The sequence below is a fragment of the Brachybacterium sp. SYSU DS0246 genome (genome assembly GCF_059391765.1).
On sequence record NZ_JBZXYT010000008.1, the window covers coordinates 1 to 15,389 of the forward strand.

Here is a 15,389-nt window from a genome sequence, read left to right on the forward strand (position 1 = left end):
CGATGGGTCGCCGAGTAGAACAGCTGGTTCAGCAGCAGCAGGTTGTTCTCGAGCACGAATCCCGGGCCGCTGGGCACCAGCTGGCACTCGCAGGTGCCCGAGGTGTCCTCCGGAGCCGCGACCAGGGCGGCCTCGGGCAGCTGCTCGCTGGACTCGTAGTACCAGTCGGTGGCGAACAGCAGGTTCATCCCCGAGACGATCGGCCCCCGGAACCGGACCATGGTCTCCTGCCAGTGCAGGCCCCGGCGGATGTTGGCGCGCTTGTCGTAGTGGGCGGCGATGAGGTTCTGGCTGCCCATCCAGCCGACCTGCCCGTCGACGATCAGCAGCTTGCGGTGGTTGCGCAGGTCCGGCCGTTGGAACGCACCGTCGCGGAACGGCTTGATCGGCATCATCGGATAGTGCTCGATGCCGTGCGCGTCGAGGTGGCGGCGCATCGCCCGATAGACCGGCCCGTGGCTGAGCGAGCCCCAGTGGTCGTAGAGCACGCGCACCGTCACGCCGCGACCGGCGGCCTCGGCGAGGGCCGCGAAGAAGTCCTCGGTGGCCGGGTCGAGACCCATCGTGTAGAAGAGCACGTGCACCTCGCGCTCGGCGCTGCGCACGTCGGCCGCCATGCGCGCTATCGAGGTGTCGTAGTCGATCTCCAGGTCGGCGGAGTTGTTGCCGGTCAGCGGGAACGCCCCGAGCTCACGGTTGAGCCGGACGGCGGAGCGCAGCCAGCTGGGGACGTCGTCGTCCAGGGCCGTGTCGGGGATGTTCAGCGAGCGCACGCGCATCAGGCGGTTGACGGCCTTCTGCTTCTCGCGGCGCTTCCGCGGCAGCTGCGCCTTGCCCAGCAGCAGATAGAGCGGGAACCCGACCAGCGGGAACACCATGATCGCCAGCAGCCACGCCAGGGCGGACCCCGGCCGGCGGTTGCGCGGGACCAGGATGAGCCCGAGCACTCGCAGAGCGACGTCGGCCGCGATGAACAGGTAGGTGGCGACGACCAGCCAGTGGGCGAGCAGCCACTGCCACAGGGCCATGAACGGGCTCCTCCCCGACGTGCGAAGCGGCGGGCCCCGAGGATACGGGAGCCCGCCGCTGCGGATAGGGCGACGACCGGTCGCCGCCCGGAGTCATCACCCGGCCGAGACGGGCCGGGCGGTCGGGTCAGTTGCTGCGGAGGATCGCGATGATGCGCAGGATCTCGATGTACAGCCAGACCAGGGTGACGGCGAGACCGAAGGCGCAGCGCCAGGCGTACTTGCGCGGGGCGCCGGCCTGCGTGGCGCGCTGGACGTCCTCGAAGTCCATCACCAGCGAGTAGGAGGCCATGACCACCGCGAGACCGCCGATGACCAGCCCCATCACGCCGTCGCGCAGGCTCTGGCCGGTCATCAGCAGGTAGCCGATGTTGACCAGGCCGAAGATCAGGTACGCGACCATCGCGACCATGAAGATCTTGTTCAGCACCGGCGAGGTGCGCAGGATGCCCATCCGGAACATCACCAGCACGGTCCCGGCCACGGCCAGCGTGCCGACGACGGCCTGCAGGGCGATGCCCGGGTAGGACACCTCCATGGTGCCGCTGATGCCGCCGAGGAGCAGACCCTCGAAGCCGGCGTAGGCGAGCACGGCGAGCACGGAGGGCTGCTTCTTGAAGATGTTGATCATCGCGGTGACCAGGCCGCCGATGAGACCGATGATGGTCGCCGCGCCGGCGATCAGCAGGCCGAGCTGGAGGCCGGCGTCGCCCGCGAGGATCTGCAGCGACTTCGGGGTGATCGCGATGACGAAGCCGATCACGACGATCGTGCCGAGGGTGGCCGTGATCGCGTTCAGCGCGTCGCGCATGGTCATGCGGCCGGTGTCGTGACCGGTCGCCGACGGGCGGGCGTACATCGCCTCGAGCGGCTCGGCGCCCTGCTGCTGATCGAAGCCGGAGGACCACTGGGTCCCCTGGGCGGGGCCGCCCTGCGCGCGCTGACCGAACTGCGGGGCGCTGTAGTTCTGTCCCTGGTGCACGGCCTGGTCGCGGCCGAGCACGATGTTGTGGCGTGCCATGGGGCTCCTCACGGATGGGTCTGGTGGGCCGACGTCGGGGAGCACGAGGGACGAGCCCTGGCGTGCCGACCCCACCATGATATCCGTGATTCCCGTGACTGCGCTGTGCACGCGCTCCGCTCTCCGCGAGACCTGAACCCAGCCCCAGCGGGTCTCCGCGAGACCTGAACCCAGCCCCAGCCCCAACCCCAGCGGGCCGGAGCTCAGCGGGCGGCGGCGAGCGCCTGGTCCAGATCCTCGATCAGGTCGGCGACGTCCTCGATGCCGACGGAGAGCCGCAGCAGCTCGTCGGAGATCCCGGCGTTGGCGCGTGCCTGCGGCGTCATGGCTTCGTGGGTCATCACCGCGGGGCGGCAGATGAGCGACTCCACGCCGCCGAGGCTCACCGCGTACGCCGGATAGCGCAGCGCGCGCAGGAAGGCCACCCGGTCCAGCTCCGGGGCGAGCTCGAAGGAGAGGACCGCCCCGGTTCCGCTGGCCTGGGAGGCATGGATGCGGGCCTCTTCCTCGCTGTGGGAGCCGGGGTAGAGAACCCGGGCGATGTCATCCCGGGCGCGCAGGGCCTCGACGATCGCGAGAGCGTTGTCCTGCTGCCGCTGAAGGCGCAGCGGCAGGGTCTTGAGGTCCTGGATCAGGCGGAAGGACTCCCCCGGGGACAGCACCCCGCCCTGAGCCTTCTGCGCGAGCGCGTAGGCCTCGGCGAGATTGTCGTCGTTCGTGGTGATGGTGCCGGCCAGCAGATCCGAGTGGCCGGCGAGGTACTTGGTGGCGGACTGGACCACGACGTCGGCCCCCAGGTCGAGGGGACGCTGCAGGACCGGGGTCATGAACGTGTTGTCGACGATCACCAGTGCGCCGTGGCGATGGGCGAGGTCGACCAGGCGACGCAGGTCGGTGATCCGCAGCGTGGGGTTGGCCGGGGTCTCCATGAAGATCGCCTTGGTGGCGGGGGTGAAGTCCGCGTCGGTGAGCTCTCCGAGGTCGTCCACGAAGCGGCTGGTGACGCCCCGGCCGGGCAGCACCAGGTCGACGAAGCGGTAGGTGCCGCCGTACACGCTGGCCGGCAGGATCACCTCGTCGCCCACCTCGAGGGTGGACAGGGACGCGGCGGTGGCAGCCATGCCGGAGGCGAAGGCGAAGCCGTGCTCGGCCCCCTCGAGCGTGGCCAGAACCGTCTCGAGCTGCGCCCGCGTGGGGTTGGAGCCGCGCTGGTAGGCGTACGCACCGTCCTCGACCCCGGGGTCGAGCTCGAAGGTGGAGGCGTAGTGCACCGGAGGGACGACGGCTCCGTGCTCATGGTCCCTGAGGGTCTGCACGGCGGCGGTCTGGATGTGCACGGGGCCTCCACGTAGGTCGGGGCGGGGAACGTCGGCTCGGAGCATCGATCCGACCCGACGAGGTCTGGGCGGAGCGTCGATCCGGCCGGACGATGTCGGGGCGGACGGTCAGGCCCTCGGGAGAGCGCCCGAAGGACCCGGCCACTCTAGGCACCGGCAACCCCCGCTCCGGGAGCCAGATGTCCGAGTGTGACGCCGCCGTCGCCCGTCCGAGTCACAACCCGGGCCTCGTCGTGACCGACCGCGCCGCACGGATACCGGTGACCACACACGGGACTAGAGCACCCGGCCCGTGATCACGTTCGGGATGTCACCGCCCAGCCCGTGACCACACCCGGGACGTGAGTCGAGGTCGCCCTACTCTGTGCAGGGCGACCTCGACTGAGCTCCCGTCGACGGTCAGCGCCGGCCTGCGGTGACCGGCAGGACCGCTCAGGCGTGCACCGGCACCGCGGGGATCGAGTCGGTGGTGGCCGGCTCGTGGCGGCGCAGCATCTCCAGGGTCCGGCGGGCACGCACCCGCAGGGCCACCAGCGTCGCGGCGACCAGCGAGAAGCCGAGCACCGACAGGATGATCGAGACCACCATCGGGGCCTCGTAGCCGAACCCGGCTGCGATCACGGCGCCACCGAGGGAGGCACCGAGAGCGTTGGCGACGTTGAACGCGGCGTGGTTCAGGGACGCGCCGAGCACCTCGGAGCGGCGGGCGACCCGGATCAGCCAGGTCTGCATCGCGGGGTTCAGCGACGCGTTGGTCACGTTGACCACGAAGAACCCGACCAGCAGCGCGGCCAGCGACGTGTGGGCGACCAGGAACAGGCCGACCAGCGAAGCGATGTACAGCGGGAAGCCGATCATCAGGGTGCCGTTCAGCGAACGGTCCGTGGTGGCACCGCCGATGAGGTTGCCGACGGTCATGCCCAGACCGGCCGCTGCCAGCACCCAGGGGACGGCGGCCGCGGGGGCACCGGTGACGTTGGTGGTGATGTCGGCGACGTAGCTGAAGACCGCGAAGGCGCCGGCGAACCCGACGGCGGCGATGCCCATGATGACCCACAGCTGCAGGCGGCGCAGCGCCATGACCTCGTCGACCATGCGCCGGCCCGCCACCTTCTCCTCCCGCGGGACCGTCAGGCGCAGCGCGGTGACGGTGGCCACGAAGATCAGGGTGATCAGCAGGTACACGGCACGCCAGCCGGCGACCTGGCCCACGGCGGTCAGCACGGGCACGCCGGCGAGGTTGGCGACGGTGAGACCGGACAGCGCCAGGGCCACGCCCTTGCCCTGGTTCCCCGGCCCCATCAGCGAGGCGGCGAGCAGGGAGGCGACGCCGAAGTAGGCGCCGTGCGGGATGCCGGCGAGGAACCGGGCGAACACGGTCAGCTCGAAGGTGGGCATGATCGCCGAGAGCACGGTGCCCACTGCCAGGGCGCCGGCGAGGGCGACGATCATGCCTGAACGGCTCCAGCGCACCGAGAGCAGGGCGAGCACCGGAGCGCCGACGACGACGCCGAGCGCGTAGGCGGAGATGGCCAGTCCGGCCTGGGCGATCCCCGACTCGGGATCGCCTGCCATCTGTTCGGGCAGCAGGCCGTGGGCGATACCCGGGAGCAGGCCCATGGTCACGAACTCCGAGGAGCCGATGCCGAACCCGCCCAGGGCGAGAGCGAACAGCGCCAGGCGGCGACGGGCGGGGGTGATGCCCGGGGGTGCGGAACGGGTGATGTCGATGGTGGTCATGAGTGGTCCTCGGTCTTCGAGAGCGTGCGTGCGGTGAGGGCTCCATCGACCCGAGACCCACAATAAGGCAACGCTGTTGCGTTACGTCAAGGGTGGGGCGGCACCGACCCGCCCGACGACGACTCGTGTCACACCGTGCGTGCAAAGATGGGCGGAATGAGACCGACCAGCCCCTTGGACCGCGTCGCCGGCGCGCACGACGCCGCCGTGCTCGCCCTCGCCCGACGGGGCGAGCCCGTCTCCCGGGGCGAGCTGGCCGAGGCCATGCAGGTCACTCCCCAGGCCGTCTCGAAGATCCTGTCCCGCCTGACGGACCGCGGGCTGATGAGCGAGGTCGGCACGATCACCCCGGGGCCGGGCAAGCCGACCACCCTGTACAGCATCGTCCCCTCCTCCCGACGGGCGATCGGGCTGCACCTGACGCGCTCACGGGTCCATGGCGTGGTGGTGGATCTCGCCGGCGAGATCCTGGAGCGGCGCGAGCTGGAGACGGGCCGCCTGCAGCCCGTGCCGGAGCTCATCGAGACGCTCGCCGCCGAGACCCGCGCGCTGGCCGACACCGGCCCCGGCGACCTGCTGGGCGTGGGCATCGGGATGCCCGGACCGGTGGACTGGGCCGAGGGCGTCTACCGCGGGACCTCCGAGCCCGACGCGTGGAGCGGCGCCCCGATCAGGCAGCTGCTGCTCGAGGAGCTCGGGATGCCGGTGCTGCTGGATCACGACTCCCTCGCGGCGCTCGTCGGCGAGAAGTGGTCGCAGCCGGGCCTGCTGGATCATGCCGCGCTGGTGCTGGTCGAGGACGGGCTGGGGGCGAGCCTGTGCCTGGACGGCGCCATCGTGCGCGGCGCCCATTCCCACGCCGGCGAGGCCGGGCACACCGTGGTCCGGATGGGCGGGGTGCTCTGCTCGTGCGGTCGCCGCGGGTGCGCGCAGGCGGAGTACCAGGCCGCCCTCGCCGAGGACGACTTGGACCGCGCCGCCGACGTGCTGGCCACCGTCGTGCTGAACCTGGTGCGCCTGGCCGACGTGGATCGCGTGGTCCTGGGAGGGCGCACCGTCTACGCGCACCACGCGACGTCGATGGACGCGATCCGGCGCGCACTGGCCGAGAGCCTCGAGGCTGAGCCGTGGCTGCACGTCGAGGTGATGCTCTCCACGCGCGGCACGGACCTGATCGCGGTCGGGGCGGCCTGCGAGGTGCTCGAGCACGAGTACGGGCTGCCGCAGGCCCTGGTCCTCCCCGACTGAGCCCCGGCGAACGGGGAAGCCTCTCCGAGCCGGTGCCGGCGAGTCACCGCCGCGTTCCGAGAAGTGCCACGACCCCGGTACCTCTCGGAACACGGCACGGTCGCGAGAGCGTGGAAGACATCGCGCTCGGCGACCGACGTCATTGCGCGCGGGGGCCGAACACGGCGGAGCCGACCCGGACGATGGTCGCGCCTTCGTCCACCGCGATCTCGAGGTCGCCGCTCATCCCCATCGAGAGCTGCTCGAACTCCGGGAGGTCGTGCTGCCGGCGGATGTCATCGCGCAGTTCCCGCAAACCGCGGAGCGAAGCCCGCACCGCGCGCTCATCAGTGGTGTTGGCGCCGATGGTCATGAGGCCGACGGGCCGCAGGGTCTCGCTCGCCCGGAGCCGCTGGATGATCGGGCCGAGGGCCTCGGTGGTGGGCGCGAAGCCACCCTTGGATTCCTCGCCGGAGGTGTTGACCTGGATCAGCACGTCCCGGGCGAGGCCGGCCATCGCGGCCCGGCGTTCGAGGGCGTCGGCGATCTCCACCCGGTCGACGCTGTGGATGAGCTCGGCGAAGGCGACCACGTCGCGCGCCTTGTTCGTCTGCAGGCGGCCGATGAAGTGGCGCGGCACGCCGTTGTCCGCGAGCAGCGGGTCGGCGTGCTTGGCGATCTCCTGGGCGCGGTTCTCCCCCACGGCGATCCGCCGATCGTGAGCACGCAGGAGATCGATCGCGGCGGCGATCTCCTCGGGCGTTCGCGTCTTGGTGGCCAGCAGCAGCGTGATCTCCCGACCGTCGCGGCCGGCCCGCGCCGCCGCACCGTCGATGCGCGAGAGCACCCCGTCGAGTCGGGCGGCGACCCGAGCTGTGGGTGCGGAGGAGGACTCGTCGTCGGAGGCGGAAGCGGGCGAGGTCATGTGCTCCATTGTGACGCGTCATCTCTGACGGAGCATTCCTCGAGGCGACCCGAGCAGTACCCCCAACGGGACTCGAACCCGTACTGTGCCGATTTTAAGTCGGCCGCCTCTGCCGATTGGGCTATGGGGGCGTGCCGCGGCGCCCTGGCGGCCCGCGTCACGGCTTCACCCTATGCTGGAGCCCATCATGACCGCTGTGATCCGGTCCCTCGCGGACTCCCTGCGCCGGTTCGGTGACGACCGCCTGGAGGCCCTGCTCGTCGCCCGACCGGACCTCGCCTCGCCCTTGCCGGGCGGCATCGGCCCGCTCGCCGCCCGCGCCGCCGGGGCCACCTCCGCGCGCCGCGCACTGGAGTCGCTCACCCTCCCCGAGCTGCATCTGGTCGAGGCGCTGGCGGTGCTCGAGGACGGAGCCTCCCCGCAGGCTGTGGCCGATGCGGTCTCCTCGGATCCGGCGACCGTCTCCCCCGGGCTCGAAAGACTGACCACCCTCGCCCTGATCTGGGGCGAGGACGAGCTGCATCTGATCCGGCCGCTGCGGGACGGGCTGCGCACACCGGCCGGCCTCGCTCCGGGGCGTCCGTCGGACCCCACCGCCGACGAGGCCGCCGGCCTGGTGGCCGCCGCCCGGACGACCATGCCGGAGGTCCTCGAGACCCTGGCCTGGGGTCCTGCCGAGGTGCAGGGCGAGGGACGCCTCGCCTCGGCTCTGCAGGAGGCGGGCATCGTGGTCGCCGACGAGTCCGGCTCCCGGTACATTCCCCGCTCGGTCCACCTGGCTCTGCGCGAGGGCAGGGTGCGACGCACCTACGTCGCCCACCGGCCGGCCCCGGACGGCCCCGTGGTCACCGAACGCATCCCCGGCTCCCGGGCGGCGCAGGCCGTCGAGAGAGCATTCGAGGCCCTGCGCCTGCTGGGCACGGTGCGCAGCTTCGACGACGACCCCCCGGGGGTGCTGCGGCGCGGCGGCATCCCCCAGCGCGATCTGCGCCGGCTCGCCGACCGGGCAGGGGTGCCCGTGGTCGTCTACGCCACCGTGCTGCAGTCCGCCTGGCAGGCTGGACTGATCGGTCACGACGGCCAGGAGTGGCACCCCACCCGCGACTGGGACACCCACCGCGTCCAGAGCGCCGAGCAGCGCTGGGCCGAACTGGTGCTGGCATGGGCGCGTGGCCACCACCTGGCGGCCGTGGTCGGCACCCCGGACGCCTCGGGGACCGGGCGCCCGCTGCTGTCGGAGCACACGCGACGCGACGGCGTGCGCACCCGCCGCGGCAGCCTGTTGCGCACCCTGCGCACCTCCCCCACGATCGCAGCGACGAAGGACTCACTGGTCGGCTCCCTGTCCTGGGCATTCCCCCTGGTCCCGGCCGACGTGATCGAGGAGGAGACGGCCGCGCTGCTGAGCGAGGGCGAGGCGCTCGGAGTCCTGGACAGCGGCGCCCTGAGCGTTCTCGGCCAGGCGCTCGTCCCCGCGCTCGACGAGGACGTCACCGAGGCCGACGCCCGGCTCGCCGGGGCCCTGCGCGACGCCGCTCCGCCGCCGGTCGACGAGGTGCTGCTGGACGCCGATCTGACCGTCGTCGTGCCCGGCCGCCCCTCCGAACGCCTGCTGCCGCTGCTGGACTGGACCGACGTCGTCTCCCGGGGCGGCGCACTCACCCTGCGGTTCTCCGCCACGTCCGTCCGCCGCGCCCTGGCCGCGGGACGGGACGCGGAGGCACTGCGGTCGCTGCTCGAGGAGACCTCGCGATCCCCCATCCCCCAGGGGCTGGACTACCTGCTGCGCGACGAACAGCGTCGCCACGGCAGGGTCCAGGTCGCCCGGGCGAGCACCGTGCTGACCGCGGAGGCCGACGTGCTGGATCTGCTGCAGGTCGCCCCCGAGGCATCCGCCCTGACTCTGCGCCGGCTCGCACCCACCGTCGCCGTGACGCTCTCCGATCCGGGATTCGCGCTCCAGGTCGCCCGCCAGGCCGGGCTCTCCCCGCAGGCCGTCGGACCGGACGGCCGCACTGCCGGATCGGAGCTGGCCCACTCGCTCGCCGGCGGGCCGCCCGACCCCGACCTGGTGACCGTCGACGGCCCCGAGCTCCGCCTGCCGCCCGCCGAGGCGGTGGCCCGGATCCGCGCCGCGGAGGACGGGGCAACGGATCTGACCGTCACCGACCGCCTGCTGGATGCGATCGCCCAGGGCAGCGAGATCCCGCTGGGCATCGTCGACGGGCGCGGCGGCGTCGTGGTCAAGCAGGCTCGTCCGGTCTCGCTCGAGGGAGGGCGTCTTCGCGCGCGGGAGACCGGGCGCGGAGAGGAATTCACCGTGCTCGTGCATCGAGTGACCCTGGGCTGATCCTCCCGGTGATCCCCCGGCCCGGAGGATACCGACAAGTCATTGAAAAATTGTTTACGCCCGTCCTGTCGTGGGGCGTTCTCTGCTGGCGGAGATGGCGCTGACTCTGGTTATGATTCCTCTCGGCCTCCGAGCGGAGCGAGCCCGTGGCGAATGCAGTGCCGCGCGCACAGAACCCACCCCGCAGGAATGACGAAGGGACCACCTCATGACCGACCAGAACTTCACCTACGCCGCAGGCGGCGGCCAGGCTCCTGTGAGCAAGACCAAGTGGATCGTGCAGCTGGTGCTCTCCGTCGTCTGCCTCGGCAACGTCGTCACCCTGATCCTCGCCATCCTCGGCCTGGTCAACGCCGACAAAGACCTCGCGGCCGCGAACAAGTACTACAAGTGGGGCTGGATCGCCTATGCGATCGGCGTCGTCCTGTGGATCCTGGGCATCATCGCCTACTTCGTCTTCATCGGCGCGATGATCGCGAACACTCCCACCACGTACTGACAGCGCTCGAGCGCTGCCCGCGACGGGCCCACCCATGGGGAGTCCTCCCCATGGGTGGGCCCGTTGCCGTTCCGATACGATTCCGCACGCCAAGAACGAACCTCGAGAACACTCGACGCGGGGACCGTGCGCGAGCCGCCCCCGGCGCACCATAATCCGGATGAAGGAGTTTCCCCATGACCGCACCCGCCTCGGGTTTCGACGTCGAGCAGATCAAGAAGAACGCCCTCATCGTGACCATCGTCGGTTTCGTCTGCGGCGGCGGCGTGGCCGGCATCCTCGGCCTGCTGGGCTACCTGAAGGCCGATGACGAGCCCGAGACAGCGAAGCAGTTCACCAAGTGGGCGTGGATCGCCTTCGCGATCTCCTGGGGCCTTCTCGTCCTCCTGTTCCTCCTGTACATCGTCATCTTCGTGATCATGCTCGGCGGGATGTTCGCGACCATGTGAGGCGACGCCGACCCATGCCCGCGGGCGCGCCGCCGCCCGCCGGGCGGTGGCGCCGTTCCATGAAGAAGGCCCGGACCTCGCGGTCCGGGCCTTCTTCATCGTGATGGGAGCAGCACAGTGCCGAGGCCGACGACCGGCGCTCGCAGCGGTGGATCCCGTCGACCGCTCTCGGCCGTCCCGGCCCTCCTGGGGGTCTCAGCCGTCCTGGCGCGTCTCCCGACGGTCCTCGGACCACTCGACGTGGAAGGTGCCCTCGCCGTCGTCACGCTGGTAGGTGTGCGCCCCGAAGTAGTCGCGCTGAGCCTGGACCAGCGCTGCGGGCAGGCGATCGGCGCGCACCGCGTCGTAGTAGGACAGGGTGGAGGCGAACACCGGGACCGGGTAGCCGCTGGCGGCCGCGAAGGCCACGACCCGCCGCCAGGCCGGGACGCACTTGGCGATCTCGGTGGCGAAGTAGTCGTCGGCCAGCAGCAGAGCCAGCTTCGGATCGCGCTCGTACGCCTCGGTGATGCGGTTGAGGAAGCGGGCGCGGATGATGCAGCCGCCGCGCCAGATCTTGGCCATGTCACCGAGGGTGATGTCCCAGCCGTACTCGTCGGCGCCCTTGGCGATCTCGTCGAAGCCCTGCGAGTAGGAGACGAGCTTCGCGGCGTACAGGGCCTTCTGCAGGTCGTCGATGAACTGGGCGCGGTCCTCGATCTCGAGCTGCTGGGTCTCGCCGGCCAGGACACCGCGGGCGGCCTCGCGCTGGGGGACGGAGCCGGAGACGGAGCGGGCGAAGGTGGCCTCGGCGATGCCGGTGACCGGCACGCCCAGGTCCAGTGCGGTCTGGACGGTCCAGGCGCCGGTGCCCTTCTGAGCGGCCTGGTCACGGACGATGTCGACGAACGGCTTGCCGGTGGTGGCGTCGGTGTGGCGGAGCACCTCGGCGGTGATCTCGATGAGGAAGGACTCGAGGTCCCCCTTGTTCCACTCGTCGAACTGGTCGCCGATCTCGGAGGCGCCCATGCCCAGGGCCTTGGACATGAGGTCGTAGGCCTCCGAGATGACCTGCATGTCGGCGTACTCGATGCCGTTGTGCACCATCTTCACGAAATGGCCGGCGCCGTCGGCCCCGATGTAGGTGCAGCAGGGCTCGCCGTCGACGTGCGCGGAGATCTTCTCGAACATCGGGCCGAGGCGGTCGTAGGACTCCTTCGTGCCGCCGGGCATGATCGAGGGGCCGTTCAGAGCGCCCTCCTCGCCTCCGGAGACGCCGGAGCCGACGAAGTGCAGGCCGCGCTCGCGCAGGGCGGCCTCGCGGCGGCGGGTGTCGGTGAACAGGGCGTTGCCGGCGTCGACGATGATGTCGCCCTCGTCCATCAGGGAGGCGAGCTCATCGATCACGGCGTCGGTGGGACCGCCGGCCTTGACCATGATGATCGCGACGCGCGGCTTCTGCAGCGAGGCCACGAAGTCCTCCATGGACTCGGAGGGGTAGAACTCGCCGTCGCCGCCGTGCTCGGCGATGACCGCTTCGGTCTTGCCCACGCTGCGGTTGTGGATGGCGACCTTGAAGCCGTTGCGGGCGAAGTTGCGGGCCAGGTTCGAGCCCATCACCGCCATTCCGGTGACGCCGATGTCCGCGACATCGGCGGGGGACGGATCGAAGCTTGCCATGGGATCTCCTCATGTCGAGTGATAGTCGAGCCGGGCCGGACCGCTGGGCCGACGACGTCGGCCGAGGGCGGGTCCCGGTCCATCGTCGTCCATTCTAGGGATGCGGGGCAGGTTGCTCCGGTGCGTGCCGATCCTTGCCGCTGTCAACCCCACGGATAACCCCACGGATCCGGGACCGTCGTGGATGGTCCGCCGCCCGCTGGTCCCCGTACGGTAGAGCCGTCCCCGAGCGCTGCGCGTCCACCGTGCGCGTCACTGCCGGCCGTCCGGCGCGGCACCAGAGCCCTGCGAAAGAGAACCCCGTGATGACCGTTCCCTCCTCGCCGCACGAGCCGGCCGATCCGCATCCCGGCTCCGATCCGTCGTCGCGCTCAGGCGCCGCGCCGCAGGGCACCCCGGGGCGGTACGGACAGCCGGCGCCTCACGGCACGCCGGCCCAGGCCGGGCATCCGGCTGCAGTGCGCGGGCCGCTGCCGGGCACCGACCTGGCCTCCGACCTCGGGGCGGCGATGAAGTTCGCCGGCAATGCGCTGCTGCGCAACCCGGTCTCCTATCTGGTCGTCGGACTCATCTACTCCGTGATCATCGGTGTCCTGATCTTCGGCGGGATCGCCGCGGGGATAACGGTGATGATCTCGCGGATGCATCAATGGCAGGTCACGGAGCCGGCCGGGACCGTCCCGATGGGCGAGATCCTGCTGTTCTACGCAGGCTTCTTCGCCGTCGCGCTGCTGGCCGTCCCGTTCGCCCTGCTGTGGCAGTCGGGCTCCGCCCGGGCCGCGGAGGTGATCCTCGAAGGCGGTCGGCCGACGATCCGGCAGGCCCTCATCGGCTCCGGTCGAGTGCTCCTGACCGCCCTGCTGGTCGGTGCGATCACCCTCGTCGGGACCCTGCTGCTCTACATCCCGGGCCTGGTCGCGGCCGTCGTGCTCGTCTTCGCCGTGCCCGCCGCAGCTCGCGGCGCCTCCCCGGTCGAGGCCGTCAAGGAGAGCTTCCAGCTGGCCAGGAGCAACCTCGCCACCACTATCGTGACCTACCTGATCCTCAGCGTGATCGCCTCCGTCGCCGGTTCCCTGATCATCCCCCTGCTCGTCGTGCTTCCCTTCTCGCTGCTGTTCGAGCTGGGCATGTACGAACGGCTCAAGGGCCGGGAGCTGCCGGACCCCGCGCGAGGGGCATGAGCTGCGCGAGCCGGTCCGGGCCGCGGCCTGAGACCGGGGCACGCCTCGTACCGCTCCCACCGCGGCCGGGCGGCGGACGAGTCCCGCCTCACCCGGCCGGCCAGCTGTCGCCGGTCGCGGCGTAGCCTGAGGGGATGAGCGATGGCCCCCTGATCGTCCAGAGCGACAAGTCACTCCTGCTCGAGGTCGCCCATCCGCAAGCGCCGGCCGCGCGGGCCTCGATCGCCGCCTTCGCCGAGCTCGAGCGGGCCCCGGAGCACGTCCACACCTACCGCATCACCGACCTCGGCCTGTGGAACGCCCGCGCCGCCGGGTACGACGCCGAATCGGTCGTCGCCGCGCTGGTGGACAACTCCCGGTACCCGGTCCCCCACTCCCTGCTGATCGACGTGGCGGACACGATGGACCGCTACGGCCGGCTGCAGCTGCAGTCCCATCCCACGCACGGCCTCGTGCTGCACGCGGTCGACCGGACCGTGCTCGAGGAGGTCTCGCGGACGAAGCGGGTCCAGGGCATGCTCGGTGCCCGCCTGGACGAGGCCACAGTCATCGTCCACCCCTCGGAGCGCGGCGCCCTCAAGCAGGCGCTGCTCAAGCTCGGCTGGCCCGCGGAGGACCAGGCCGGCTACATCGACGGTGAGGCCCACGCCATCGCGCTGCGCGAGGACGACTGGCAGCTGCGCCCGTATCAGGCCGAGGCCGTCGACGGGTTCCGCCACGGCGGCAGCGGTGTGGTCGTCCTGCCCTGCGGTGCCGGGAAGACCCTGGTGGGCGCCGGCGCCATGGCCGCGATGCAGCGCACCACGCTGATCCTGGTGACCTCCACGGTCTCCGCCCGGCAGTGGAAGTCCGAACTGCTGCGGCGCACCACGTTGACCGAGGACGAGATCGGAGAGTACTCCGGTGCCTCGAAGGAGATCCGCCCGGTGACGATCGCGACGTACCAGGTGCTCACGATGAAGCGGAAGGGCATCCACCCCCACCTCGAGCTCATGAGCGCCCGCGACTGGGGACTGATCGTCTACGACGAGGTCCATCTGCTGCCCGCTCCCGTCTTCCGCATGACCGCCGATCTGCAGGCTCGCCGGCGGCTCGGGCTGACGGCGACGCTGGTGCGCGAGGACGGTCGTGAGGGCGAGGTGTTCTCCCTGATCGGCCCCAAGCGGTACGACGCCCCGTGGAAGGACATCGAGACCCAGGGGTACATCGCCCCGGCCGACTGCACCGAGGTGCGCGTCGCGATGCCCTCGGAGGATCGGATGGCCTACGCCATGGCCGAGGCCGAGGACCGGCCCCGCCTGGGGGCCGCCCATCCGGCGAAGATCCCGGTCGTCCAGCAGATCGCGCAGCGCCACGAGGGTGAGCCGATGCTGGTGATCGGCCAGTACATCGACCAGCTCGAGGAGCTCGCGGAGCAGCTGGGCGCCGATCTCATCACGGGGCAGACGCCGGTCAGGCGCCGCCAGGAGCTGTTCGATGCCTTCCGCGCCGGGGAGGTCACGCGCCTGGTGGTCTCCAAGGTCGCGAACTTCTCCATCGACCTGCCGGAGGCCTCCGTCGCGGTCCAGGTCAGCGGCGCCTTCGGGTCCCGCCAGGAGGAGGCTCAGCGCCTGGGACGCCTGCTGCGCCCCAAGGCCGACGGGCGCACCGCGCACTTCTACACCGTGGTCATGCGCGACACCCAGGATCAGGACTACGCCGCCCACCGCCAGCGGTTCCTGGCCGAGCAGGGCTACGCGTACACGATCGTGGACGCCGACGAGCTGGAGCGGGCGGCCGACGCCAGCTGAGCGAGCAGGCCGGAACTCGGCGGGCTGCTCACGCAGGGCAGGCCGGAGCGCGGCAGGCTGCTCGCGCAGGGCAGGCCGACCGACCGGCCCGTCGGCGCACACGGAGGACGTATGTTCCGGAAGTTCCCAGGATCGATAGAGTGGGGTGTGCGGCGGCCTTGAGGACGAGGCCGCCGAGGGCAC

General features: G+C 71.2%; 12 protein-coding genes and 1 tRNA gene. 6 read left to right on the forward strand and 7 right to left on the reverse strand.

The genetic code is table 11. The annotated features are described in order from the left end of the window. From AC5020_RS05340 to AC5020_RS05355, 4 genes are all read right to left on the reverse strand, one after another. Positions 1–1,028, reverse strand: a 1,028-nt coding sequence (locus AC5020_RS05340) for a phospholipase D-like domain-containing protein (RefSeq protein WP_464987496.1), incomplete at its 3' end; no start/stop codon positions are given. 127 nt (positions 1,029–1,155) lie between these two features. After that, entirely contained in the window at positions 1,156–2,049 is an 894-nt protein-coding gene (locus AC5020_RS05345) for a Bax inhibitor-1/YccA family protein (protein ID WP_377793388.1), read from the reverse strand. A 203-nt stretch (positions 2,050–2,252) separates the two neighbouring features. Continuing rightward, positions 2,253–3,386 (reverse strand): trans-sulfuration enzyme family protein, encoded by a 1,134-nt coding sequence (locus AC5020_RS05350; protein WP_377016211.1) that lies wholly within the window; start codon positions 3,384–3,386, stop codon positions 2,253–2,255. A 432-nt stretch (positions 3,387–3,818) separates the two neighbouring features. Next, positions 3,819–5,126 carry an MFS transporter gene (locus tag AC5020_RS05355; protein ID WP_377016209.1) on the reverse strand — a complete coding sequence of 436 codons (1,308 nt, stop codon included), beginning with the start codon at positions 5,124–5,126 and terminating at the stop codon, positions 3,819–3,821. A gap of 156 nt (positions 5,127–5,282) precedes the next feature. On the opposite strand from AC5020_RS05355, the gene AC5020_RS05360 reads away from it, so the two are divergent. Then, complete coding sequence (locus AC5020_RS05360; protein ID WP_464987497.1) at positions 5,283–6,374, forward strand: ROK family transcriptional regulator; 1,092 nt, start codon at positions 5,283–5,285, stop codon at positions 6,372–6,374. 139 nt (positions 6,375–6,513) lie between these two features. Here the strand turns inward: AC5020_RS05360 and AC5020_RS05365 are convergent, their stop codons facing one another. Then, positions 6,514–7,278 (reverse strand): YggS family pyridoxal phosphate-dependent enzyme, encoded by a 765-nt coding sequence (locus tag AC5020_RS05365; protein ID WP_464987498.1) that lies wholly within the window; start codon positions 7,276–7,278, stop codon positions 6,514–6,516. A gap of 57 nt (positions 7,279–7,335) precedes the next feature. Next, a tRNA-Leu gene (locus AC5020_RS05370) sits at positions 7,336–7,409 on the reverse strand. Between the two features lie 56 nt (positions 7,410–7,465). Here AC5020_RS05370 and AC5020_RS05375 point away from each other — a divergent pair. The 3 genes from AC5020_RS05375 (at position 7,466) to AC5020_RS05385 (ending at position 10,576) form a co-directional block, all read left to right on the forward strand. After that, positions 7,466–9,628 (forward strand): helicase-associated domain-containing protein, encoded by a 2,163-nt coding sequence (locus AC5020_RS05375; protein WP_464987499.1) that lies wholly within the window; start codon positions 7,466–7,468, stop codon positions 9,626–9,628. A 208-nt stretch (positions 9,629–9,836) separates the two neighbouring features. Next, positions 9,837–10,127 carry a hypothetical protein gene (locus AC5020_RS05380; protein ID WP_464987500.1) on the forward strand — a complete coding sequence of 97 codons (291 nt, stop codon included), beginning with the start codon at positions 9,837–9,839 and terminating at the stop codon, positions 10,125–10,127. Positions 10,128–10,303: 176 nt separating this feature from the next. Then, a complete protein-coding gene (locus AC5020_RS05385; protein ID WP_464987501.1) occupies positions 10,304–10,576 on the forward strand; it encodes a hypothetical protein in 273 nt (90 codons plus the stop codon). Between the two features lie 195 nt (positions 10,577–10,771). On the opposite strand, the gene gnd is transcribed toward AC5020_RS05385, so the two are convergent. Further along, positions 10,772–12,235, reverse strand: a complete 1,464-nt coding sequence (gnd, locus tag AC5020_RS05390) for an NADP-dependent phosphogluconate dehydrogenase (RefSeq protein WP_377016197.1) — start codon at positions 12,233–12,235, stop codon at positions 10,772–10,774. A gap of 305 nt (positions 12,236–12,540) precedes the next feature. Between gnd and AC5020_RS05395 the strand changes: the two genes are divergently transcribed. Together AC5020_RS05395 and AC5020_RS05400 are read left to right on the forward strand one after the other, a co-directional pair. Further along, entirely contained in the window at positions 12,541–13,416 is an 876-nt protein-coding gene (locus AC5020_RS05395; RefSeq protein ID WP_377803453.1) for a hypothetical protein, read from the forward strand. Positions 13,417–13,550: 134 nt separating this feature from the next. Next, the gene (locus AC5020_RS05400) at positions 13,551–15,206 is read left to right on the forward strand and encodes a DNA repair helicase XPB (RefSeq protein ID WP_377803454.1); all 1,656 of its coding nucleotides are present in this window, start codon (positions 13,551–13,553) and stop codon (positions 15,204–15,206) included. Positions 15,207–15,389: the final 183 nt, after the last annotated feature.